General features: G+C 73.9%; 19 protein-coding genes. 16 read left to right on the forward strand and 3 right to left on the reverse strand.

The window, feature by feature from the left end; genetic code table 11:
• Positions 1–2: 2 nt before the first annotated feature.
• A complete protein-coding gene (locus EDC02_RS01735) occupies positions 3–464 on the reverse strand; it encodes a PRC-barrel domain containing protein (protein ID WP_123600423.1) in 462 nt (153 codons plus the stop codon).
• Positions 465–800: 336 nt separating this feature from the next.
• On the opposite strand from EDC02_RS01735, the gene cimA reads away from it, so the two are divergent.
• The gene (gene cimA / locus EDC02_RS01740; protein ID WP_123600424.1) at positions 801–2,405 is read left to right on the forward strand and encodes a citramalate synthase; all 1,605 of its coding nucleotides are present in this window, start codon (positions 801–803) and stop codon (positions 2,403–2,405) included.
• 58 nt (positions 2,406–2,463) lie between these two features.
• On the opposite strand, the gene EDC02_RS01745 is transcribed toward cimA, so the two are convergent.
• Positions 2,464–3,399, reverse strand: coding sequence for an endonuclease/exonuclease/phosphatase family protein (locus EDC02_RS01745; RefSeq protein ID WP_123600425.1), 936 nt, complete (start codon positions 3,397–3,399; stop codon positions 2,464–2,466).
• Positions 3,400–3,676: 277 nt separating this feature from the next.
• Here EDC02_RS01745 and EDC02_RS01750 point away from each other — a divergent pair, with 277 nt between their 5' ends.
• The 5 genes from EDC02_RS01750 to arfB all read left to right on the forward strand — a co-directional run bounded on the left by EDC02_RS01750 (position 3,677) and on the right by arfB (position 8,125).
• Positions 3,677–4,723 (forward strand): MoxR family ATPase, encoded by a 1,047-nt coding sequence (locus EDC02_RS01750; protein ID WP_123600426.1) that lies wholly within the window; start codon positions 3,677–3,679, stop codon positions 4,721–4,723.
• Entirely contained in the window at positions 4,720–5,724 is a 1,005-nt protein-coding gene (locus EDC02_RS01755; RefSeq protein ID WP_123600427.1) for a DUF58 domain-containing protein, read from the forward strand. The genes EDC02_RS01750 and EDC02_RS01755 overlap by 4 nt, the downstream gene beginning before the upstream one ends.
• A complete protein-coding gene (locus EDC02_RS01760; RefSeq protein WP_123600428.1) occupies positions 5,724–6,686 on the forward strand; it encodes a VWA domain-containing protein in 963 nt (320 codons plus the stop codon). The genes EDC02_RS01755 and EDC02_RS01760 overlap by 1 nt, the downstream gene beginning before the upstream one ends.
• Positions 6,687–6,753: 67 nt before the next feature.
• A complete protein-coding gene (locus EDC02_RS01765; RefSeq protein ID WP_123600429.1) occupies positions 6,754–7,650 on the forward strand; it encodes a S1C family serine protease in 897 nt (298 codons plus the stop codon).
• A gap of 46 nt (positions 7,651–7,696) precedes the next feature.
• Positions 7,697–8,125 carry an alternative ribosome rescue aminoacyl-tRNA hydrolase ArfB gene (gene arfB, locus EDC02_RS01770; protein WP_123604400.1) on the forward strand — a complete coding sequence of 143 codons (429 nt, stop codon included), beginning with the start codon at positions 7,697–7,699 and terminating at the stop codon, positions 8,123–8,125.
• Positions 8,126–8,141: 16 nt separating this feature from the next.
• Here arfB and EDC02_RS01775 read toward each other — a convergent pair whose 3' ends face one another.
• The gene (locus EDC02_RS01775) at positions 8,142–9,689 is read right to left on the reverse strand and encodes a S8 family serine peptidase (RefSeq protein ID WP_158632020.1); all 1,548 of its coding nucleotides are present in this window, start codon (positions 9,687–9,689) and stop codon (positions 8,142–8,144) included.
• 284 nt (positions 9,690–9,973) lie between these two features.
• Between EDC02_RS01775 and EDC02_RS01780 the strand changes: the two genes are divergently transcribed.
• From EDC02_RS01780 to EDC02_RS01825, 10 genes are all read left to right on the forward strand, one after another.
• Positions 9,974–13,459: a diguanylate cyclase gene (locus tag EDC02_RS01780; RefSeq protein ID WP_123600431.1), complete on the forward strand. Its 3,486-nt coding sequence runs from the start codon at positions 9,974–9,976 to the stop codon at positions 13,457–13,459.
• Positions 13,456–13,965 carry a hypothetical protein gene (locus EDC02_RS01785; RefSeq protein ID WP_123600432.1) on the forward strand — a complete coding sequence of 170 codons (510 nt, stop codon included), beginning with the start codon at positions 13,456–13,458 and terminating at the stop codon, positions 13,963–13,965. The genes EDC02_RS01780 and EDC02_RS01785 overlap by 4 nt, the downstream gene beginning before the upstream one ends.
• 51 nt (positions 13,966–14,016) lie before the next feature.
• Positions 14,017–14,919 carry a 3-methyladenine DNA glycosylase gene (locus EDC02_RS01790; RefSeq protein WP_123600433.1) on the forward strand — a complete coding sequence of 301 codons (903 nt, stop codon included), beginning with the start codon at positions 14,017–14,019 and terminating at the stop codon, positions 14,917–14,919.
• A 193-nt stretch (positions 14,920–15,112) separates the two neighbouring features.
• Positions 15,113–15,301 (forward strand): thiazolylpeptide-type bacteriocin, encoded by a 189-nt coding sequence (locus EDC02_RS01795; protein WP_123600434.1) that lies wholly within the window; start codon positions 15,113–15,115, stop codon positions 15,299–15,301.
• A gap of 80 nt (positions 15,302–15,381) precedes the next feature.
• A complete protein-coding gene (locus tag EDC02_RS01800; protein ID WP_123600435.1) occupies positions 15,382–15,570 on the forward strand; it encodes a thiazolylpeptide-type bacteriocin in 189 nt (62 codons plus the stop codon).
• A gap of 142 nt (positions 15,571–15,712) precedes the next feature.
• A complete protein-coding gene (locus EDC02_RS01805; protein ID WP_233605692.1) occupies positions 15,713–16,642 on the forward strand; it encodes an ABC transporter ATP-binding protein in 930 nt (309 codons plus the stop codon).
• A 1-nt stretch (position 16,643) separates the two neighbouring features.
• Entirely contained in the window at positions 16,644–17,399 is a 756-nt protein-coding gene (locus tag EDC02_RS01810) for an ABC transporter permease (protein ID WP_123600437.1), read from the forward strand.
• Positions 17,396–20,071, forward strand: a complete 2,676-nt coding sequence (locus EDC02_RS01815) for a lantibiotic dehydratase (protein ID WP_123600438.1) — start codon at positions 17,396–17,398, stop codon at positions 20,069–20,071. The genes EDC02_RS01810 and EDC02_RS01815 overlap by 4 nt, the downstream gene beginning before the upstream one ends.
• Positions 20,064–21,248 carry a lantibiotic dehydratase C-terminal domain-containing protein gene (locus tag EDC02_RS01820; protein ID WP_123600439.1) on the forward strand — a complete coding sequence of 395 codons (1,185 nt, stop codon included), beginning with the start codon at positions 20,064–20,066 and terminating at the stop codon, positions 21,246–21,248. Before EDC02_RS01815 ends, EDC02_RS01820 begins: the two co-directional genes overlap by 8 nt.
• On the forward strand, positions 21,248–23,206 hold the full coding sequence (locus EDC02_RS01825) for a hypothetical protein (protein ID WP_123600440.1): 1,959 nt from the start codon (positions 21,248–21,250) through the stop codon (positions 23,204–23,206). The genes EDC02_RS01820 and EDC02_RS01825 overlap by 1 nt, the downstream gene beginning before the upstream one ends.

Below are 23,206 nucleotides of genomic sequence, written 5' to 3' on the forward strand. Positions count from 1 at the left end.
GGTCAGATGATCCGGCCCGGCGCCATCGGCGGGACCGGGGTGCCGGTGGCGCCGCCGTAGTAGGCGCTCAGCTTGTCGCGGTACGCCGGATCCGCGGCACTCGTCTCGTCGTACTCCGGGGCGTCCTTGATCTGGCCCTTGTCGCGGTCGACGTAGACCTTCTGCGCGTCGTGGTCGACGTGGTTGACCACCCCGGCCGGCAGCATCACCTTCCGGCCGAAGATCCACGGCCCGGTGTCGACCACCAGATGGCTGCCGTCCACCTGCTCGGTGGCGGAGTCGATCTTGCCGATGCCGCCGTCGGTCGCCTCGACGTGGTAGCCGGCCAGGTTGGCCCCGTCGACCCCCGCGTCGTCGCGGTAACGCCACGGGTCGAACGTGCCGGCCGGGGTGCCGCCCACGACGTCGCCCTGACCACCGGCCGGCCCCGTCAGCGCGGTGTGTTGCGGATCGAGCCTGTCCATCGGAGGTCACTCCTTCGCTCGGCGGAACTGACTGCGTCGTCGTCCCAGGAATACCCATGGCGCTCGATCGGTACACCTGACCTCGAACGATCCCGCTGTCCCGCGATGTGGATTCGACTACCGGTCCGGGCGCGGTCGGTGGCAAAGTACCCTGCGTGACTCGCCTCGTACTCATTATTGGCAGCTAGCGCGCCCGGCAACCGTCCGCCGAGCGCGCAGACCTCCCGCATCCGCGGGGGGTCTTTTTGTTGGCCGTACGAGGTCGGCCGGACGAGCGGGTGAGGACGGCCCGGCGCGAGCAGCGGGTGGTACGGGACGTCCGTCGAAAGGATCGAAATGACTTTCCAGGTCTATGACACGACTCTGCGCGACGGTGCGCAGCGTGAGGGCATCAGCTACTCGGTGGTCGACAAACTCGCCGTCGCGCGGCTGCTGGACGACTTCGGCGTCGGCTTCATCGAGGGCGGCTGGCCCGGTGCGATGCCGAAGGACACCGAGTTCTTCCGCAGAGCCCGCACCGAACTCGACCTGCGGCACGCTGTACTCGTCGCGTTCGGTGCCACCCGCAAGGCCGGCGTCAAGGTCGCCGACGACCCGCAGGTACGGGCCCTGCTGGACGCCGAGACGCCAGCGGTCTGCCTGGTCGCCAAGTCCGACATCCGGCACGTCGAGCGGGCGCTGCGCACCACCGGCGCGGAGAACCTGGCGATGGTCACCGACACGGTCGCGCACTTCGTCGCCGAGGGTCGGCGGGTCTTCCTCGACTGCGAACACTTCTTCGACGGCTTCCGCCACGACCCGGCGTACACCGCCTCGGTGGTCAGCGCGGCGGCCGCCGCCGGCGCCGAGGTCGTGGTGATGTGCGACACCAACGGCGGCATGCTGCCGTCGCAGATCGGCGCGGCGATCGCCGACCTGGTCGACCGGACCGGGCTGAGCGCCGACCGGCTCGGCATCCACTGCCAGAACGACACCTCCTGCGCGGTGGCCAACACCATCGCCGCCGTCGAGGCCGGCGTCCGGCACTTCCAGGGCACCGCCAACGGCTACGGCGAACGCCCCGGCAACGCCGACCTGTTCGCCGTCGTCGCCAACCTGCAACTCAAGCTCGGGCTGCCGGTCCTACCGGACGGCTGCCTGGAACAGATGGTGCGCGTCTCGCACGCCATCGCCGAGATCGCCAACATCGCCCCCGACACCCACCAGGCCTACGTCGGGGCCGCCGCCTTCGCCCACAAGGCGGGGCTGCACGCGAGTGCGATCAAAGTGGATCCGCTGCTGTACAACCACGTCGACCCGTCGGTTGTCGGCAACGACATGCGGATCCTGGTGACCGAGATGGCCGGCCGGGCCAGCATCGAGTTGAAGAGCCGCGAACTCGGTGTCGACCTGGCCGGCCATCCGGACGCGCTGTCCCGGGTCACCAAACGGGTCAAGGAACTGGAGGCCGGCGGCTGGTCCTTCGAAGCCGCCGACGCGTCGTTCGAGCTGCTGGTGCGCTCCGAACTGGCCGCCGACACCGGCGTCGTCACCACCCGGCCGTTCGCCCTGGAGTCCTACCGGGTGCTGGTGGAGCACCGCGAGGACGGCGCGGTGGTCTCCGAGGCCACCGTCAAGGTCCGGGTACGCGGCGAGCGGGTGATCGCCACCGCCGAGGGCAACGGCCCGGTCAACGCCCTCGATGAGGCGCTGCGGGTGGCGCTGCGCAGCCACTACCCGGACCTGGCCGACTTCCGGTTGGCCGACTACAAGGTGCGGATCCTGGAAGGCAGCCAGGGCACCGGTGCGATCACCCGGGTGCTGGTGGAGACGGTCGACGGCAACGCCCGGGACTGGACCACCGTCGGGGTGCACGAGAACGTGGTCGAGGCCAGCTGGCACGCCCTGGTCGACGCGCTCACCTACGGACTGGCCCGCAGCCGGACCACCACCGCCGTCTGACCCGCCCGGCCCCCGGGGCCACCGGTGACCTGCCCTGGCCCCGGGCCGGCGGATCAGGTCACCCGGCCGGCAGCACCAGCCCGGCGACGACCATCCGGTGGTCGCTGCCGGGCACCCGGTGCACGGCCACCGACCGCACCCCGATCCGGTCGTCCACCAGCACCCGGTCCAGCGTCACCGGCGGGATCGGGCTGCCGTCGTACGGCCCCCAGGTGCCGACCAGCCCGTCGCCGGTCGCGTCGGCGGCGTCGACGTAGCCGGCGGCGATCAGCCGGCGCAGCGCCGCGTGGTCCAGGGTGGCGTTGAAGTCGCCGGCCAGGATCCGGGGCGGGCCCTGCGGATCGGGGTGGGGCTGCCCGGCCAGGTCGGCCCGCCACGACGACAGGGTGTGCAGCGCGAACGGTGCCATCGGGTGCGCCGACTCGACCAGCACCGGACCGCTGCCCGGCGGGCGGACCGTGCCGTACGACTGGGCGAAGCCGCCCACGTTGCGTCGCACCCCGTCGTCGGTGACCGGCCAGCGCGCGTAGACCGCCGAACCGGTGGTCCCCACCTCCGGATCGGCCCGGCGGTACGGCAACAGGTCACCGACGCCGAGCCGGTCCAGCTCGGCCTCGGCGGTCGGAGTGAACTCCTGCATCGCCAGCACGTCCACCCGCTCCCGGCGCAGCAACTCCATCAGCACCGTCAGGTCCGCCGCCCCGGCCAGCAGGTTCGCCGTGGCGACCCGGACCGTGACCCCGTCGGCGGCGGTCGCGGCTCGGCCGCCGTCCGGCACCGCCCGGGGCAGCACCGCGACGGCGAGCAGCACCACCGCCAGCAGCGCGGCGCCGCTCGCCCACCACCGCCGGGACCAGACCGCCACCGCCAGCGGGACAACGGTCCAGGCCGCCACGTACGGGGTGAACGCGAGCAGCTGCACCAGCGGGCCGTACTCCCAGCCGGCCAGCCGCAGCACCGCCCAGAGCAGCCCCGGCAGCACCAGCGGCCACATAAGCCAACCGGCCGGCCGGCGTCTGGTGCTGGCCGGTTGCGGGGTGGGACTGGTCTGCGGCGCGCTCACGCCGGAACGGTATCCGGTGTGTCCCGGTGTGGACGGGCCACCCCGGTCCGGTGTCGGACGGACCGCCCCCGGCCGGTCAATCACCCGGTCGGAGACGGATCCCGGCGTTAGAACGGCCCGATTCGGGGCACCCCCCGGCCGGCGCCGCAGTGGCCCCGCACCGCGGGGCCGACCGGCGATTGGCGACCAGCGTCGAGGACGGTGCGCGATGACGACGACCGAGCCACAAGTCAGTACGGAACAGCCAGCCGACGCCACTCCGGCGGCGGCCGCGCTGGAACAGGCGTTGTTCGAGGTCAAACGGGTGATCGTCGGGCAGGACCGGCTGGTCGAGCGGCTGCTCACCGCGTTGCTCGCCAACGGACACTGCCTGCTGGAGGGCGTACCGGGGATCGCCAAGACCCTCGCGGCGCAGACCCTCGCGGTCGCCGTCGGCGGCAGCTTCTCCCGGATCCAGTTCACCCCCGACCTGGTGCCCTCCGACATCGTCGGCACCCGGATCTACCGGGCGTCGACCGAGTCGTTCGACGTCGAACTCGGGCCGGTGATGGCCAACCTGGTGCTCGCCGACGAGATCAACCGGGCACCGGCCAAGGTGCAGTCGGCGCTGCTGGAGGCGATGGCCGAGCGGCAGGTCTCGATCGGCGGCCGCAGCTACCCGGTGCCGGACCCGTTCCTGGTGCTGGCCACCCAGAACCCGATCGAGTCCGAAGGGGTCTACCAGCTGCCCGAGGCGCAACGGGACCGGTTCCTGATGAAGGTCGTGGTCGACTACCCGACCGACGAGGAGGAGCTCGGCATCCTCTACCGGATGGGGGTGGACCGCCCGCAGCCCCGCCAGGTGCTGGACGCGGCCACCCTGTGCGCCATGCAGCAGCAGGCCCGGGAGGTGTTCGTCCACCACGCGCTCGCCGAGTACATCGTCCGGCTGGTGCTGGCCACCCGCCGCCCGCAACTGTTCGGGCTGCCGGAGCTGACCGGGCTGCTGGCGTACGGTGCCAGCCCGCGCGCCACCCTCGGCCTGGTCGCCGCCGCCCGGGGCCTGGCACTGCTGCGCGGCCGCGACTACGTGCTGCCCGAGGACGTCCGGGAACTCGCCACCGACGTGCTCGCCCACCGGCTGGTGCTCTCCTTCGACGCGGTCGCGGACGGCGTCGACGCCGGGTCGATCGTCCGCCGGCTGATCCAGGTGGTCCCGCCGCCGCGGATCGCGCCGGCCCACGACCAGCGACCCGGACTGGCGGCCGTCGCGTGACCGGCGACGGACTGCTCGGCCCGGCCACCCTGCCGGAGCTGACCCCACCGGAGACGCTGCGCCGGCTGGAGCTGACCGTCACCCGGCGGCTGGACGGCCTGCTGCACGGCCAGCACCTGGGTCTGCTGCCCGGCGCCGGCAGCGAACCCGCCGGCAGCCGGGAGTACCGGCCCGGCGAGGACGAGGTACGCCGGATGGACTGGGCGGTCACCGCCCGGACCACCGTGCCGCACGTCCGCGAGGTCGACGCCGACCGGGAGCTGACCTGCTGGCTGCTGGTCGACGGGACGGCCAGCATGGACTTCGGCACCGGCGAGCTGGAGAAGCGGGAACTGGCGGTGGCGGCGGTCGCCGCGGTCGGCTTCCTGACCGCCGGCACCGGCAACGCGGTCGGGGCGCAGCTGATCGGGGCGGGCGGCGTTCGCCGGTTCCCGGCCCGGACCGGCCGGGACCATCTGCTGCATCTGCTCCGTGCGCTGCTCGCGGCGCCCCGGGTACCGGCCGGCGGGTCCGGTCGGGACGCGCCGCCGCCGCTGGCCGACGGGATCGACGGGCTCCGGCGGGCCGCCACCCGGCGCGGGTTGGCGGTGGTGGTCTCCGACTTCCTGGACGGACTGCCGGACGACCCGGCCGGCCGGCCGGACTGGGAACGGTCGCTGCGCCGGCTCGCCGCCGGGCACCAGGTGCTGGCGATCGAGGTGACCGACCCCCGGGAACTCGACCTGCCCGACGTCGGGGTGATCACCGTCGAGGACCCGGAGACCGGCCGCCGCCGGGAGATCAGCACCGCCAGCCAGGACCTGCGGCGACGGTACGCCGAGGCCGCCGCCGAGCAGCGCAGCCAGGTGGCCGGGGCGATCCGCCGGGCCGGCGCGGCCCATCTGGCGCTGCGCACCGACCGGGACTGGGTGGCCGACATCGTCCGGCACGTGCACCGCCAACGGCAACTGGCCGGCTGCCCACCGGTCCGTCCCGCCCCGGTACCGGCAGGAGGAAACTGATGACCTGGCAGTCCCCGGAGCGGCTGTGGCTGCTCGCCGCGGTTCTCGCGTTGGCCGGCGGCTACCTGCTGATGCAGCGGCGCGGTGCCCGGTACGCGGTCCGGTTCACCAACCTGCGGCTGCTGGACCGGGTGGCACCGCAGCGTCCGGCCTGGCGTCGGCACCTGCCGGCCGGCCTGTTCCTGGCGATGCTGGCGTTGCTGGTGGCCGGGTTCGCCCGGCCGATGGACGAGGTCCGGGTGCCTCGGGAACGGGCCACGGTGATGGTGGCGGTGGACGTGTCCACCTCGATGCTGGCCAACGACGTACGACCGGACCGGCTCGGCGCGGCGAAACGGTCGGCGCACGAGTTCGTCGACGACCTGCCGGCGCAGTTCAACGTCGGCCTGGTGGCGTTCGCCGGTAACGCCTCGGTGCTGGTCGGGCCGGGCACCGACCGGGAGGCGCTGGGCGCCGGCATCGACCGGCTCGCCGAGGGGATCACCGGGGCCCAGGGCACCGCCATCGGCGAGGCGATCAAGACGTCGTTGGAGGCGATCCGGTCGCTGGACGCGCAGGCCGCCGAGGAGGTCCCACCGGCCCGGATCGTGCTGCTGTCCGACGGGGCGAACACGTCCGGGCGGTCGCCGGAGTCGGCGGCGGCCGAGGCGGTGGAGGCCGGGATTCCGATCGACACCATCTCGGTCGGGACCGCCGCCGGCTACATCGACTACGGCGGCGGCCGGCCGCTGCGGGTGCCGGTGGACGGCGAGAGCCTCGAAGCGGTGGCCGAGTTGACCGGCGGCGCCTACCACGAAGCGGCCAGCAGCAAGCAGTTGAGCGCGGTCTACGCCGACATCGGCACCTCGGTCGGCTACCGGCTGGAGCTGGCCGACGTGTCGGCCCGGTTCATCGGATTCGGTCTGCTGCTCGCCGTGGCCGCCGCCGGGACGTCGCTGTTGTGGTTCTCCCGGCTGCCCTGACCCGCGCCACCCGACCTGGCAGCCCTGACCCGCGCCACCCGACCTGGACCTGTTGAGGAGGAGCCCGATGACTGTGCCTACTGGGCTGGGCGAGCCGCGTGGCCCGTGGTTCGTCTCGCCGGACGCGGACCGTTGGCCAGGGCTGGACGGCTCCGCCGTACCGCCGGAACCGACCCCGCCGCGACGGTGGCGTCGCCGGCTGCTGGCCGCCGCCGCGGTGCTCACCCTGTCGGCGGCGTCCGGCGGGCTGGCCGGCGCGGTGGTCGCCGGCTGGGGCGGCGACGCGGGACAGCCGGCGGCGCTGCCGTCGCCGTCGGTCACCCCCGGGGTGCCGCCGGATCTGGTGACTGCGGCGGCCAAGGTGCTGCCCGGCGTGGTGTCGGTCCAGGTCGAACGGGGCAGCATGATCTCCGGCGGGTCCGGCTTCGCGATCGACGACCAGCATCACATCATCACCAACGACCACATCCTGGACGGCGACAGCGAACCGGGTACCCCACTCAACGGCCACCAGGTCAGCATCGTCGCCCAGGACGGCAGGCGGCTCGTCGCCGAGGTGGTCGGCCGGGATCCGGGCAGCGACATCGCGGTGCTGCGGGTGCCGTCGTCCGCCGGGCTGCGTCCGCTGGCCCTGGCCCAGCCCGGCGCCACCCAGGTGGGCGAGTCTGTGCTGGCGGTTGGCTCCCCGCTCGGCCTGTCCGGCACGGTCACCGCCGGGATCGTCAGCGCCCTGGACCGTGAGGTGATGCTCGGCAACGGCGGGCGGCAGACCGCGGTGCAGACCGACGCGTCGATCAACCCTGGCAATTCGGGTGGGCCGTTGGTCAACGTCGATGGCGAGGTGATCGGGGTGAACACGGCGATCGCGACGTTGGAGGGTGTCGGGTCGATCGGCATCGGGTTCGCCATTCCGATCCACCGGGCCGAGCAGACGGCCGACGAGATCATCCGGCGGGGCGGCTGACCGCCGCCCCGGTGGTCGGCGCTGAGGGCGGCGGTACTGTCGGATGATGGCGGCAGGGGAGATGCGGGTCACCGACTCGGTGGTGATCCCGGCGGGCGAGTTGACCGAACGGTTTTCCCGTTCGTCCGGTCCTGGCGGCCAGGGGGTCAACACCGCGGACTCGCGGGTCGAGCTGTCGTTCGACGTCGCCGGCTCGACCGCGTTGCCGCCGTGGCTGCGCCAGCGGGCGGTGCAGCGGCTGGCCAACCGGCTGGTCGGCGGGGTGTTGACGGTCACCGCCAGCGAGCACCGCAACCAGTTGGCGAACCGGGCCGCGGCCCGGGACCGGTTGTCCGCTCTGCTGCGGGAGGCGATCGCGCCGCCGGCACCGCCGCGCCGGCCGACCCGGCCGTCGCGGGCGGCGAAGGAACGGCGGATCAGCGACAAGAAACGCCGGGCGCAGACGAAGCGTCTGCGCCGCGGCGATCCCGACTGATCCGGTACGGGCCCGGTCAGCACCAGCAGGCGTTGGCCCAGCTGTCGGTGGACCAGAAGTGCGAGCCCCAGTCACCCGGGGTCCACGATCCGGTGGACCAGAAGTGGCTCGACCAGGCGGGGTCCACCCACGACCCGGAGCCGTCCCAGGACGGTGCGGTCCAGGTCGCGCCACCCCAGGTGCGGCTGGCCCAGGAGGTGCCGGTCCAGCCGTCCGCGGCCATCCGGTGGCCCAGCCAGACACCGCCGGACCAGGCGGTCCGGGCCGCGGACTGGCTGGCCCAGGCCGGGCTGCTGAACGGGCCGAAAATGCTCTGCTCGCCCTGCAACGTCACGTTGTTGCGGACCACTTTGCTGGTGCCCCGGGACGCCTCGATCGGGCCGCTGCCGTCGGACCGGGTCCACTGCTGCGGCTGCCACACCGGGGTGTAGGTCAGCGCCGCGTGCAGGTTGATGCTGCGCAGGCCCAGGTTCGCGCCCCCACCGGTGGGCAGGAAGGTGCCGCTCTCCACCAGCACCTGCTTGACCTCGTCCGGGGTCAGCCACGGCTTGGCCTGCAGCAGCAGCGCGGCGACGGCCGAGGTGACCGCGACCGCCTGCGAGGTGCCGGTGCCCCGGAACAGGGTGCTGCCGACCCGGGCGCCGGGATAGTGGTTGTCGATGTTGGAGCCCGGGTTGCGCAACGACAGCACCGATTCGCCGGGGGCCAGCAGATCCAGTTGCCGGCCGGCGGTGGCGAGGTTGGTGAACGGCGCGAGCTGGTCGTCGGCGGTGGTCAGGGTGCCCTTGGTCAGACTGGCGCCGACCGAGACGACGTACGGGTTGGTCGCCGGGTTGTCCAGCCGGCCGAACCCGTTGCCGTCGTTGCCGGCGGCCGCCACGACCACGATCCCGGCGTGCCACGCCTGTTCGACGGCGAAGTGCAGCGGGTCGGTCCAGAAGGCCGGGTTGCCGGCGGAGCCGTACGCCAGGTTCAGCACCCGGATCGGATGGGTGGGGTCGTGGTCGCGGTTGGCGACGACCCAGTCGACCGCCGCGATGACCTGTGAGACGTCGACCGCGCCGTTGGCCGTACCGACCTTGACCGAGGTCAGCTTCGCCTTCGGTGCCAGTCCGCGCGCGCCGCTGGTCGGATCGTCGCCGATCAGTACACCGGCGAGGTGGGTGCCGTGCCCGTAGGTGTCGAGCCAGCGCAGATTCGTCGCCTGCGACTCGAAGGACAGGTCCGGGCCGTTGACCAGCCGGTTCGCCGGCAGGCCGGGGACCGGTACCACCCCGGTGTCGATCATCGCGATGCCGATCCCGGTGCCGTCCAGTGCCGCCGTCGCCGAGGTGTCCGCACCGACGACGCTGCGGACGTCGGCCAGCGAGGTGCCCTGGCCGATGCCGGGGGAGCCGTTCCACAGGCTGGCGAAGTCCCCGGCCGGTACGGTGCCCGGCCGGGTCGCCAGTACGGAATCCGGCCGGGTCGCCGGCCCGCCGGCCATGGCGGCGGCGAGCGCCACGACCGTCGACAGTGCAGCGATTTGTTTTCGGTATCTGCGCTGTTCGCGCGCAACGCTCATCGTCGGCACCGGTGCGATCCTCCTGACGAATAACAAGATCATGGCTACCGGTGGGTCCATCCGATAGGGACGCGTCCCCGGCACCACGGTGGACATGTTACGTAGCAGAAACCTCTCGGCTGAGAACGAACATCCCCCTATCGTGCAGGACGTGCGTCGGGCCGGTGGACTCCCATGCCCGGTGACCGACGGATAGCATCCAGTTCGGTGGTGCCGTAAGTGGAGGGCGCCGTTAACCAAGCCGACACGCCCGTCGGCCCACCAGGTCGCGGCAGGCGGGTCCGGTGACCCGGCACGCCGGTGGTGACGAGGGCGGTGAGAAGTACGACGTGGCGGCGACCGATCCGGTCACGGGAGCCCGTCCGCGCGCGTCCCTTGATCCATTCCTCAGACGCCAGTTGAGTCGGGCGGGGCATCCCTGCGGGGTGTTCCTGTTCGATGTCGACTTCTTCAAGACGGTCAACGACGTCTACGGCCATCTGCGCGGCGACCGGGTGCTCCGCCAGCTCGCCGAGCGGGTACGCGCCACCTGCCGGCCACAGGATGTGCTGTTCCGCTACGGCGGCGACGAATTCGTCGTAGTACTACCGCAGACCGACCGCACCGAGGCGGTCCGGCTCGCCCTGCGGCTGACCGAACGGATCCGCAGCACCGAGTTTCCCGGGGATCCGCCGCTGCACCTGACAGTCAGCCTCGGGGTGGCGAGCGCACCAGCGGACGGCACCACCGCCGAGCACCTGCTGGACCACGCCGACCGGCGCAACTACCTCGCGAAACGGCGAGGGCGGGACAGCGCCGTCGCCGACGACGTGGAGATCGCCGACGACAGCGGCTCCCGGCTGTGGGAGCGCGACGAGGCGCTGCGCCGTACCCACGAGTTCCTGACCCGGCTGCGGGTCACCGGCCGCGGCTCGGCCCGGGTGCACGGGCAGCGGGGTGCCGGGCACACCCGTTTTCTCGCCGAGACCGCCCGACTGGCGGCGCTGCGCGGGTTCGCCGTGGTCACGGTGCCGCCCGAACCGGAGCCCCTGCCGCTGCCGGTCTTCGCCGACCAGGTGCTGCTGATCGCCGACCTGGCCGCCGTCGACCGGGTCCCGCAGCTGCTGCGGGTCTGGTCCCGCCCACGGCTGCTGCCCGCCGTGCTCGGGCTGGTCCAGGCCAGCACCGAGACGGCCGGCCCGGTCCGGCCGTCCGGTCCCGCCGGTGCCGGCGAGCCGGTCTCGGTGACCGGCCCCGGACCGCTGCCCGGTGTCGGTCCGTCCGGGGTGCAGCTGCCGGAGCTGGAGCAGATCGAGCTCGCCCCGTGGTCGCCGACGACGACCCGGATCTGGTTGCGGACCGCGCTGCGCGGCGAACCCAGCCGGACCCTGGTGAACTGGTTCGTCCGACAGACCGGTGGGCTGCCGGCCGCCGCCGACCGGGAACTCGACCGGGTGCGTAGCCGCCGTGGCCTGGTCGGTTCCGGCACCGGCGGCTGGACGTTGAGCCCGGACCTGCTCGGCCGGCCACGGCGGCGGGTACGGCTGCCGGCCCCGCTGACCCCGCTGATCGGCCGGGACCGCGACGTCGCCCGGATCGACGCGCTGCTGGCGACCAGCCGGCTGGTCACGCTCGTCGGGGCCGGCGGGATCGGCAAGACCCGGCTGTCGCTGTCGGTGGCCGCCGGCGTCGCGGCCCGGTTCGACGACGGAGTGTGCTTCGTGGCGCTGGCGGCCTGCCGCACCGCGACGGAGGTGCTCACCGCGGTGGCCGCCGCGCTGGACATGTCGGTGCGCGCCGGGCAGTCGGTGCTGGACGCGGTGGTCGACCACCTCGCGGACAGCGAGCTGCTGCTGGTGCTGGACAATCTGGAGCAGGCGCTGGCCGCCGGCCCGCCGTTGGGCCAGCTGCTGGCTGCCGCCGGGCGCGTCCGGGTGCTGGCCACCAGCCGGGAGCCGTTGGGGATCTACGGCGAACAGGTCTACCGGGTGCCGCCGCTGCCGCTGCCCCGGCTCGACGACCTGCCGCGCGGGGCGTCGGCCGCCGCCCGCGCGGTGGCGCAGCATCCGGCGATCGCCCTGTTCGACCAGCTCGCCCGGGCGGCCGACGCGGACTTCCGGCTGACCGCCGACGCGCTGCCGGCGGTCGCCGAGCTGTGCCGGCGGCTGGACGGCCTGCCGCTGGCGATCGAGCTGGCCGCCGCGCGTACCGACCAGTTGAGCCCGGCGGCGCTGCTGGACCGGCTCGGCCCGCATCTGGACCCGCTGGGCCCCGGGCCACGTGACCGGCCGGCCCGCCAGCGGACCCTGCACGGCACCGTCGACTGGAGTTTCGGCCTGCTGGAGCCGGCGCACCGGGACGTCTTCACCGCAGCGGCCGTCTTCACCGCCGAGCCGACGGCAGCTGCGGTGGCCGCCGTCGCCGGCCTGGGGTCGCCGGCCGGGGCCGGGCCGGTGGCCGTCGACGACGTCGCCGAAGCGTTGGAGGCGCTGGTCCGCAAGAGCCTGGTGGTGGCGGTGACCGGGCGGGGCGGGACCCGCCGGTACGCGATGCTGAACACCATCCAGGCCCGGGCCCGGCAGCTGTGCACCGCTGGGCAGCGGGCCCGGCAGCTGCGCAACCATCTGGCGTACTGCGCCGGGCTGGCGGATCGGGCGGCCGCCGGGATGGCCGGGCCGGAGCAGAGCCGCTGGGCCGACGAGCTCGACCAGGAATACCCGGACCTGCGGGCCGCGCTGGAGCATGCGCTCGCCGCCGACGACCTGGTCACCGCGACCCGGCTGTGCCTCGGGCTGTGGCGGTACTGGCGCAACGGCAACCAGATCCGTGACGGCCGCCAGTGGCTCGACCGGCTGCTCTGCGCCCCTGCCGGGTTGGCCGTGGAGCACCGCCGCCAGCTGCTCTATCCGGCGGCGGTGCTGGCCGCCACCCAGGACGACACCGCCACCGCCGCCCGACTCGGCGGGGAGTGCCTGCGCCTCACCGAGCAGGCCGGCGACGCCGAAGGCGTGGCGCAGGCCCGCAACATCCTCGGCGTCGCGGCGATGCTCGCCGGCCGGTACGACGAGGCCGGCGAACACTTCCGGTACGGCCTGGAGGTGTGGCGCGAGCTCGGGGCGAAGCCCGGCATGGCGATCGCGCTCGGCAACCTCGCCAAGGTCTGCCTGCGGGCCGGTGACATCGCCGACGCCGACTGGCACATCAACCAGTGCCTGGCGCTGGAGCGGGAGGCCGGCAACAGTCGCGGCGTACTGCTCGGGTTGACCTGTCTGGCCGAGATCCTGCTCGCCCGGCCGGACCCGGCCGGTGCGGCCGCCGTGGCCCGGGAGGCGCTCGACCTGGCCACCGGGCTGGGGGACCTGTTCGGCGAGGCGGTCGCGCTGCACCATCTCGGCCAGTGCGAGCTGGCCGGCGGGGACCGGCCGGCCGCGCTGCGGTTGTTCGTCGCGGCCCTGGAACGGCGGTTCGAGCTGGGCGACCGGGCGGACCTGTCCACCTCGTTGGAGACGGTGGCCGAGGTGACCGTCGACGACGATCCGGCCCTGGCGGTACGGATCCTCGCCGCGGTCGACTCGCTGCGGTACCGGTTCGGTCTGGTCGCGCCGGTGGCGGTGCAGCGGCGGCGGGACGCCGCCCTGGCCGCCGCCCGGCGTGCGTTGAGCGCTGACTCGTTCGACGTCGCCTGGTACACGGGTGTGGCCACCCCGCTGGACCTGGTAGTCGACCAGGCACTGGACTGCGCACCGGAGGGACCCCGGGACCCGGCCACGGTGCTAGGGTCCCGGGGGTGATCGAAGCAGCTGTCCACCTTGCCGCCCAACCCCGTCTCGACACCCTGGTCACCGAGTGGCGCTCCGAGACGCAGCGGCTGCGTACCGACTATGCCGGCACCGCGTGGCTGGGTGACCGCCCGGCGGACGACACCGGCCTGGCCGGCCCCGACTACACCCGCCGGGGCGTGGACGTGCAGCTGTTCCTGCCGGACACCCACTGGTACGCCGTCGACGCCCTGGACGACGTGGAGATCCAGGTGACCGGCGGGCTGGTGCAGGTGGCCGCCACCGCCCGGCAGACTCAGGGGCTGGTCGGCGCGCTCGCCGCGCCGACGGTGGACTTCTTCGAGCACCCCGACGGCGAACCCGGCGTCGGGATCTGCCTGTCCCTGCGCGGTGAGATCTGGTCCAACCTGGGGCTGTCCTACCGGGTGAGCGTGCTCTGCCGGCCGGACGCGGTGCTGCGGTCCGGTGGGCGGGTCGACGACGAGCCGGCCGACGACGAGCCGGCCGCCGGGGACTGACCGGGCCGGACCTGGCGGGTCGGCCTACCCGGGCCGGCCTACCCTGGTCGGGTGGTGACCGACACCCTGCTCGACCGGGCCACCTGGACCCGGCGCCGCGACGCGCACGCCGAGCGCGTCGACCGGCTGGTGGGCGGGCACCTGGAGCGCCGCCGCAGGGGTGAGCCGCATCCGGTCGCGGACTTCCTGTTCACCTACTACGCGTACCGGCCGGCGCAGTTGCGTCGCTGGCATCCGGGGGCGGGGGTGCGGCTCGCCGACACCGAGCCGACGCAGTGGGGCCGGGACTACCGGGCGGTCCCGATCGGCGACGGGGTGGCGGTCACAGTGGACACCGCCGGGCTGCTGGCCCGGCGCGGCGAGTTCGTCATCTGGGTACGGGATCTGCTGGCCCGCACCGCGGCCCGGCCGGCGCACCTGGGCTGCTTCGGCCTGCACGAGTGGGCGATGGTCTACCGGCAGCCCGCCGAGGAGGTTCGCCACCACCGGTGGCCGCTGCGGATGAGTCCGGCCGGTGTCGCCGAGTTCGTCGACAGCCAGCGGATCCGGTGCAGCCATTTCGACGCATACCGATTCTTCACGCCGACGGCGCGGCCGCTGAACCTGCTTTCCCCGCAGCGCTCCAACCAGGCCGACTTCGAACAACCGGGCTGTCTGCATGCCAACATGGATCTGTACAAGTGGTCCTTTCGGCTGAGTCCGCTGGTCCCCGGTGAGCTGGTGGTGGACTGCTTCGAGCTGGCTCGTGACATCCGGGACCTGGACATGCGGGCCAGTCCGTACGACCTGCGGGAGCTGGGCTACCCGCCGGTGCGGATCGAGACTGCGGCGGGTCGGGTCGAGTACGTGACGATGCAGCGGGATTTCGCCGAGCGGGCCGCAGGACTGCGGGACCGCCTGTTGCGGTGTATCGCCCGATTCGATGGGTTTGGTCAGTCGGATCAGCCGAACTGACATTTCCGACCCTCCATCAGCTTTCTGTGCCAATCGTGGCCGGCTGCTGACCGCTGCCCTAATTCAGCCAACTCCAATGGTTGACCGGACCTAGACGTTCAACTAATCTCAAGCGCAGCAACAAGCTAGAACGTCAGGTGGAAGTCAAGGAGCGGCCCAGCGAACGGCTCCCGGGCCGACAAGGAGGTGCGCGATGTTGGCGGAACTGTCGACGACCTGGGATGCCACCCAGGACTACGACCTGGACATCGACGTGGACGGGCTGGACCTCGGGCCACTCACCGTCACCGCGATGCGGGACTCGGTGGCACTGCCCGAGACCGGGGCGTCCTCGGCCGGCGACGGCGGTCGGGCCTCCTGCTCCTGCTGCTACGTCACCTGATCCACCGGCGCCACCGTCGGCGCCGGTCACCGACGTCCTCGCCGACCGTGCGGGGCGAACCTCTCCGAAAGGTGCATCACATGTCCGACGAAATCATCGACGTCGAAGACCTCGAGCTGGACGAGCTGTCGGTCAGCTCCATCCGCGACTCGGCCGCGCTGCCCGAGACCGGTGCCTCCTCCGGCTCGTCGAGCTGCAGCTCCAGCTCCTGCTGCGGCGCCAGCTCCTGCTGCGCCTCCTGCGCCGAGGTCGAGCAGTCGGCGCTCTGACGCCAACCACCGCCCCGACCGAGGGCACCACCGGCAGTGTCAGGGATTGCCGGTAGCCGAGGCAGGGCGAATCACGTCAGTTCGATCGAGCGGAGGGGGCGCGGTGCGCCCCCTCCGCGCGTCACATGCCCAAGGAGTGCTCGTGGAAGTCTTCGCCCGTCTCGACAGCGTCACCAAGACGTACGGCAAGGTGGTCGCGCTCGACGCGGTCTCCCTCGTGGTGCCCGCCGGGGTCACCGCCGTGCTCGGCCCCAACGGTGCCGGCAAGTCCACCATGATCGAGATCCTCGCCGGTCTGCGCCGCCCCGGATCGGGCCGGGTCGAGGTGCTCGGCGGGGACCCCGCCGACGTACGGATCAAGGGCCGCCTCGGCCTCACCCCGCAACGGACCGCCCTGCCCTGGCGGCTCACCGTCGCCGAGACCCTCGCCCTGGTCGCCGCCCACTACCCGGACCCGGTGCCCCGCGCCGACCTGGTCGACCAGCTCGGCCTCGGCCCGTTCCTGACCAAACGGTGCGGCAGCCTCTCCGGCGGCCAGCGCCGCCGGGTCGCCCTGGCCACCGCCCTGGTCGGCCGCCCCGAACTGCTCTTCCTCGACGAGCCGACCACCGGCCTCGACGCCGACAGCCGCGACGGACTGTGGACCGCGATCGCCGACGTCGCCGCCACCGGCAGCGCGGTGCTGCTCACCACCCACGACATGGCCGAGGCCGAACACCTCGCCGAACAGGTCGTGGTGGTCACCGGCGGGCAGATCGCCCGCACCGGTGCGGTGACCGAGGTGGTCGCCGAGGTCGGGCTGCACCTGGTCGACATCGAAGTAGCCGGCGCGCTGCCGCCGATCGCCGTCTCCGGTCCCGCCGACCGGGTGGAGACCGTCGGCAACCGGACCCACATCTACACCGCCGACCCGGACGCCACCGTCCGGGCACTGGTCCGCGCCGAGGTGCCGTTCACCGGCATCCGGGTCGAACGGGTCGGCCTGGAGGAAGCGATCCGCACGATCAGCAGGTCCACCGACCCGGGTGCCGTCACCCGGCCCGGGATCCGCGTTGCCGAGAAGGTGGCCTGACATGCGCTACGTCCTGCTGCACGCCCGCGCGCACGCCCTCGACACGCTGCGGATGCCCGCCTACTGGGCCCCGGCGCTGGGCTTCCCGCTGGTCTTCTTCCTGCTGTTCGGGCTGGTCAACGCCAACCGCTTCGCCGACCTCGGGTTGGGCAGCGAATACGCGATCACCCCGTTCCTGCTCTACACCACGCTCAACGTCACGGTCGCCTCGCTCGCCGCCGGCGTCGCCGCCGACCGGGAGAACCCGTGGGAACAGCGGCTGCGGCTGCTGCCACTGTCCCCGCTGACCCGGTTCGCCGGCCGGCTGGTCTACGTCCTCGGCTTCAACGTGGTCAGCTGGATTCCGCTGCTGGTCGTCGCCGCGTTCACCACCGACCTGCGGCTGCCGCTGGTGGCCTGGCCGGTCTGGCTCGGCGCGGTGGTGCTCGGCGCCGTCCCGTTCGGCCTGCTCGGGATGGCGATCGGCTACCGGTTCGCCCCGCAGCCGGCGATGATGCTGGCCAACCTGCTGTTCATGCTGCTGGCGTTCTTCGGCGGGCTGTTCGTGCCGATCGACTTCCTGCCATCGGCGCTGCACGCCGTGGTGCCGTACGTGCCGACCTACCAGTACCAGTACTTCGTGCTGGCGCTGATCGACCGGGCCGACCACCTGATCGGGCCGAGCTGGATCGCTTTCCTGCTGCTGGGCTGGACGGCCCTGTTCGCCCTGCTCGCCCGCGCCGCGTTCCGGCGCGACGAGGGGGTGCGGTACGGATGAGCGAGGCCGCCGTCGTCCCGGCCACCGCCGACCGGCGGCCGGCGACCGACCCCACCCTGGCGCCGTACGCGCTGGTCCGGCTGGCCGCGCTGCCGTACCCGCCGACCCCGGACGGTGCCCGTGAGTTCCGTGCCGCGCTGCGCCGGCTGGTCGAGCTACGGTCGCGGATCACCGAGCTGGCCCCCCGGCTCGCCGACGCGCTCTACGCCAGCGCCGACGGACACCCGGCCGACTTCCACCGCAAGGCGGTGCTGCCGCTGCGCCGCGACGTGCACAACGGACGGCTGCCCCGGCCGGACCGGGTCGCCGAACTCGGCGGCCTGCTCGACCGGGTGCCCGACCTGCCGGCCTGGCTGGCCGTCATGCGCGAGGCCGCGCAGGTGCGCGCCGAACTCGGTGAGCTGGCCACCGGCGCGCTCGGCGCGGAACGCGCCGCGCTCGCCGAGGTCTGCGCCGCCGAACCACTGCGCCGCGCGGTCACCCTCACCGGCGCCGACCTGCTACGCGGGATCGACCGGGCGGCCGCCAGCGGGGCCAACCCGGACAGCCGGGCCCGCAAGTCCGAACCCAACGCGCTGCGCTACGCGCTGCGGGCCACCGCGAAGACCAGCCCGCTGTCCTGGTTCACCTACGTCGCCTGGGGCACCTGGACCGGGGCGTCAGAATCGGCCGGCGGTGCCGTACCGGCCGACGACGCGGCCTCGGTCGGCGGGCAGCCGGTGGCCGTCGCCCAGGCCAACCGGACCCTGCTGGCCCGGCTGCTCGCCGCGGTGATCGCGGACCCCGGGCTGCGGGACACGGTGCCGCACCGGCTGGCCGCCGCGATCACCGTCACCGGTGACCAGTTGACGTTCCGTCGGGACCGCCCGGTGCAGGGCGTCGACCGGGTCATCTCGGTGCTGGAGGAGGAGGTGCAGCTCGCCTGCACCGGACCGCTGCGGCTGCTGCTCGACCGGACCCGGGCCGCCGGGCCGGCCGGCGTCACCCCCGGCGACCTGGTCGCCGAACTGGCCCGCCGGCTGCCCGGCGGTCCGCCGCGGACCACCGCCGCCGCGACCCGCTACGTCGGGCAGGTGCTCGACGCCGGGCTGCTGCTCGCCGTCGAACCCGTCGACCCGCAGGACCCGCAGGCGGTACGGCACCTCGCCGACTGGCTGGACCGGCACCACCGCGGCGACCTGGCCGACCTGCTCGTCGCGATCGACGAGCAGACCAGCGGCTTCGGAGCCGTCGCGGCCGGTGACCGGGCCGCCGCCCTGGGCCGGCTGCGCGACACCTGGCGCTCGGCGTACCAGGCGGTGGGCCTGCCCTGGTACGACGCGCCGGTACTGGCCGAGGACGTGGCGCTGCCCGAACCGGTCCGGTTGGGCCGTTCCTACGGACGTGCCGCCGCCGACCGGCTGCCCCGGCTGGCCGGGCTGGTCGAACTGTTCGACCAGTACCTGCCGCTGCGTCGGCTGGTCCGGGACCGCTTCGTCGCCCGGTACGGCGTCGGTGGACGCTGCGAGCGCGCCGCCGACTTCTCCACCGAGATGAGCCAGGTGTGGCGGGCGTACAACCTGGTCTCGCCGTCCGGGGTGATCAACCCCGACCCCGAGTTCGCCGACCTGGTCACCCCGGCGCTACGGGAGCTGGCCGACATCCGGGCCCGACTGCTGGCCCGGATCCGGGCGGCGGCGCCGACCGACGCGGTCGAGTTCAGCCTGCCCGAGGAGATCGTCCGGGACGCGTCTGCGGCGCTGCCGGCCTGGGTCACCGCCCGGCCCGCCTCGTACGCGTTCTTCGTCCAGCCGGCCCGCCGCGACTACGACGACCTGCTGGTGCTCAACCACGTGTACGCCGGCTGGGGCCGGTTCACCAGCCGGTTCCTGGACCTGGTGGCACCGCAGGCGAAGACGCAGCTGGCCGCGCAGATCCGGGCCACCGCCGGGCGGCACGCCCAGGTGGCGCAGTTCCGCCCGGTCACCGGGTTCAACGCCAACCTGCACCCGTTGCTGGTCGACCACGAGGTGGGCGAGGACGGCCGGTGGGCCGACCTGCTCGCCGACCGGGTCGGGCTGCGCCACGACCCGGTCACCGACCAGGTGCGGCTGGTCCGCGACGACACCGGCGCCGACCTGGACGTGCTCTACCTCGGGTTCCTCGTCCCGTTCGTGATGCCGGACCGGACCGTACCGCTGCACTTCGACCTCAGCAGCGGACTGGTCGGCCCCGGCCTGCTGGCCCCGACCGGCGAACTGGCCGGTGCCCGGCACCGGACCCGGCTGCGATACCACGACCTGGTACTCAGCCGGCGGTCCTGGACGTTGCCGACCGACGCCGCCCAGCGGCTGCGCGCCGACCTGGACGCCGACGGCGACGTGCCGTTCGACGCGGTCAGCAGCTGGCGGGCCCGGCTCGGCCTGCCCGCCGAGGTGTTCGTCGCCGCCGCCGGCGTCGACGTACGCGGCGGCCCGGACGACTACCAGCGTTACCTGTCGCTGCCGAAACCGCAGTACGTCGACCTGGACAACGCCCTGCACCTGCGGAACCTGCCCCGGCTGCTGGGCCGCCACGACGGTCCGGTGCGGATCGAGGAGGCGCTGCCGGTGCCGGGGAGCGGCAGCCCGCACGGGCGGGTCGTCGAGCTGGTCGCCGAAACCTATCGGAAGGGGTGGGGCGGCCATGACTGACGCCCTCGACATCGTCAGCTACTACTATTCGCCGACCAAGCTGCCGCTGCTGCGCTCGGCGGTGCTGCCGGCCGCCCGGTGGGCCGCCGGGCAGGGGGTCGCCGTACACCTGGAACGGCACTGGCTGCACGGCCCGCACCTGCGGATCCGGCTGGCCCGCCGGGACCAGGGCGACCCGGCGGACCTGGCGGTGGTCGCCGCCGCGGTCGCCCACCGGCTGCGCGGGCACCTCGCCGAGCGGCCCAGCACCGAGCAGATCAGCGTCGCCGACCTGCTGGCACAGGCCGAACAGGCCGGCCGGATCGAACTGGTGCCGCCGCCGTACCAGCCGATCCACCCGGACAACACGGTCCGCGTCGAGCCGGTGGACGACAGCGCGATGGCCACCCTGTTCGGCTCCGCTGAGGCCGTCGAGTGCCGCGCCGAGCTGCTGCGCCTCGGGGTGCCGGCGGTCAGCGCCGCCGCCGACCGGTTGGCCGCCGCCGGTGACAGCGCCGCCGCCCGGGTACGGACCTGCCTGACCGCGATGGCGCTGCACGCCAGCCGCTATCCGCTCGGGCTCGGCAACGGTCACCAGTCGTTCCTGTCGCACCTGGAGGAGTTCCTGGTGCTCAACGACCCGGACGGCCGGGCACGGGCGGCGTTCGACGCCCAGTGGCGGCGCTCCGCCGACTCGGCGACCGCCCTGGTCGCCCGGCTGGCCGCCCCGACGGACGCGGCAGGCTCGGGGCCGGAGTCGGGTCCGGGCCTGGACCCGGCCGAACGCGGGTGGGAACAGTGGACGGTGTCCGCCGCCGAGGTGACCGGGGCCGCGTACCAGCGGGGTGAGCTGCCCCGGGTGCCGGCGTTCAGCTACCTCGACCGGGCCGAGCAGATCGGCGACCCGGACACGGTACGGCGCTGGCATCCGGACCGGACCGAGTACAGCGAGTACCACCAGCTGCTGCGGCAGATCGACTTCGACCGGGTCCCGTACGAGCGGGAGTTCGTCACCTACCGGTTCGCCACCAACGTGCTCTACCTGCTGCTCGGCCTGCTGGACGTCCGGCCGACCGAGCGCTATCTGGCCGCCTACCTGCTGAGCCGGGCGGCGGAGCGGATCACCGGGATCACCTGGCAGGAACGGATCAACGGCTACCTGACCAGGCTGGCCGCGACCGCGCAGGAGGTGGCGTGATGAGCCCTCGGCCCTCGACCGCCGAAGCCGGTCCCGCCGACCTCACCGTGACCCACCCCGCCGTGGCCGAACGCGCCGTGCCGTCGGCGGCGGAGATCGTCGTGCGGCTGCGGCCGGTGGTGTTCGCCACCCCGACCGTCACCGGAGTGCACGTACGCGGCTGGTCGTCGAGCTTCACCGTCAGCGGCGGCGCCGGGGTGTGGAAGGTGTGGCAGGTCCTCGCCCGACACCTGGCCGGCGGGCTGACCCCGCAGCGGCTGGCACAGCCGGCCGGACGGCCCGAGGTGGACCGGGTCATCCGACTGCTCCTCGACCAACTGCGGGAACACGACATGCTGGTCGAGGTGCCGGCCGGCTGGGGCGACCGGGAGGAACCGGATCTGCCGCCGGCCGACCTGGCCCGCTGGCTGGAGTCGGTGGCAGCCGACCCGGCGGCGGCCTGGCAGCGGCTGCGGTCGACCACCGTCACCGTTGCCGGCACCGGTGCGGTGGCGACGTCTGCGGCCCGCACGCTGACCGGCGCCGGCCTGGCCGTCGACCCGGTCGGCGACGCGACCACCCAGGACACCGTGGTACGGGCCGGCGAGGCGGCGGTCGCGGCCCGCTGCCTGCCGGAGATCGGGTACGTGACCCCGGTCGACCGGCCGGACCAGGCGCTGACCCACGGCGCGGCGGTCGCGGCCCGACTGTCCCGCGAGACCGGCCCGGCGCTGGCGGACGGGCCGGTGGCACCGGCCCTGGCCGCGCTGATCGGGGCCGCCGCGGCGCACCGCATCGTCTGCGCCGTCGCCGGCCTGCCCGACCCGGCCGAGGAGGCGGCCACCCTGCCCGGCGGCGAACCGGCCGCCCCCGGGCCGCACTACCCGTCGGTCCTGGTCGCCCGACTCGACCCGGTCCGGGCCACATACCACCCGTGGCTGCCGGCCGCCCGCGTGCCGCTGCCCGGCGGGCCGGCCGACATCGACGCGGTCGGGCTGCGGCTGGCAGCGTTGAGCGACCCGGAGCTCGGCGTACTGCCGCCGGCGGTCCCCGGCGACCTGCCGCAACTGCCGGCGATGCTGGCCCTGGCCGGCCCGGCGCTGGGGGTCGCGGCCACCGCCGACGCCGCCCGGGTCGACGCCACCCTGCGGTACGCCGAGACCGTCCTCGGTCTCGGCGCACCGCGCGGCGACGGCGACGCGCGGGACGCCGGTGCCGGGGACGGTGCCGGGTCAGCGGTCCGCTGGACGGAGACGGCCGCGATCGGCGTCGACGCCCGGCACGCCAGCGGGGCGGCGCTGCGCCGACTGGTGCACGCCGTACACAGCCGACTCGACACCGACCCGGTGCCGGAGGCCGAGTGGGCCGGCGAACCGGCGGCGCGCCGCTGGTGGAAGGCGCTCACCCTGCGGTTCGCCGTACCGGCGCGGGCGGTGGCCCGCCGGCTGCCGGCCGGCGCGGTACACGCCGAGATCGTCACCGACGCCGGGCCGCTGGCCTGGGCGGTGGAGGCCACCGCCGCCGACGCGGTGGCGATGGCGGCGCTGGCCGCCACCGGCGTCGCACAGGCCCGCGCCGCCGGGGTCGAGGTGCCGGCCGGGCCGGCGAGCCTGACCGGCGCGGCACCGACCTGGCGGCCGGCCGACCAGCACCTGGCACCGTGGACGGACGACAGCTGGTACTGGCCGGCCGGGGTGATCGACAACGAGGAGCGGTTGCAGGCGGCGCTGCGGTCCGCGCTCACCGCCGACGGCGCGACCCTGACCGGGCGGCCGGTGGTGCCGGTCACCGCCGGCACCGGTCCCGCCGACGCGCACCCCGACGCCGACTCGGTCGTCCACGCGCTGGCCGTCACCGGTTTCGTGGCGCAGGGCCTCCGGTGGATCGCGACCACCGTCACTGCCGACTCCGTCACTGCCGACTCCGTCACTGCCGACTCCGTCACTGCCGACTCCGCCACCGCGAGCCGAGGAGCCTGA

The sequence above is a fragment of the Micromonospora sp. Llam0 genome (genome assembly GCF_003751085.1).
In the GTDB taxonomy this organism is placed as follows: Bacteria; Actinomycetota; Actinomycetes; order Mycobacteriales; family Micromonosporaceae; genus Micromonospora_E.

Bases quoted from the DNA above. Each gene is read 5' to 3' on its own strand.
- EDC02_RS01735 (WP_123600423.1), bottom strand. From the start codon at position 464: ATGGACAGGCTCGATCCGCAACACACCGCGCTGACGGGGCCGGCCGGT.
- cimA (WP_123600424.1), top strand. From the start codon at position 801: ATGACTTTCCAGGTCTATGACACGACTCTGCGCGACGGTGCGCAGCGT.
- EDC02_RS01745 (WP_123600425.1), bottom strand. From the start codon at position 3,399: ATGTGGCCGCTGGTGCTGCCGGGGCTGCTCTGGGCGGTGCTGCGGCTG.
- EDC02_RS01750 (WP_123600426.1), top strand. From the start codon at position 3,677: ATGACGACGACCGAGCCACAAGTCAGTACGGAACAGCCAGCCGACGCC.
- EDC02_RS01760 (WP_123600428.1), top strand. From the start codon at position 5,724: ATGACCTGGCAGTCCCCGGAGCGGCTGTGGCTGCTCGCCGCGGTTCTC.
- EDC02_RS01765 (WP_123600429.1), top strand. From the start codon at position 6,754: ATGACTGTGCCTACTGGGCTGGGCGAGCCGCGTGGCCCGTGGTTCGTC.
- arfB (WP_123604400.1), top strand. From the start codon at position 7,697: ATGGCGGCAGGGGAGATGCGGGTCACCGACTCGGTGGTGATCCCGGCG.
- EDC02_RS01775 (WP_158632020.1), bottom strand. From the start codon at position 9,689: ATGAGCGTTGCGCGCGAACAGCGCAGATACCGAAAACAAATCGCTGCA.
- EDC02_RS01795 (WP_123600434.1), top strand. From the start codon at position 15,113: ATGTTGGCGGAACTGTCGACGACCTGGGATGCCACCCAGGACTACGAC.
- EDC02_RS01800 (WP_123600435.1), top strand. From the start codon at position 15,382: ATGTCCGACGAAATCATCGACGTCGAAGACCTCGAGCTGGACGAGCTG.
- EDC02_RS01810 (WP_123600437.1), top strand. From the start codon at position 16,644: ATGCGCTACGTCCTGCTGCACGCCCGCGCGCACGCCCTCGACACGCTG.
- EDC02_RS01815 (WP_123600438.1), top strand. From the start codon at position 17,396: ATGAGCGAGGCCGCCGTCGTCCCGGCCACCGCCGACCGGCGGCCGGCG.
- EDC02_RS01820 (WP_123600439.1), top strand. From the start codon at position 20,064: ATGACTGACGCCCTCGACATCGTCAGCTACTACTATTCGCCGACCAAG.
- EDC02_RS01825 (WP_123600440.1), top strand. From the start codon at position 21,248: ATGAGCCCTCGGCCCTCGACCGCCGAAGCCGGTCCCGCCGACCTCACC.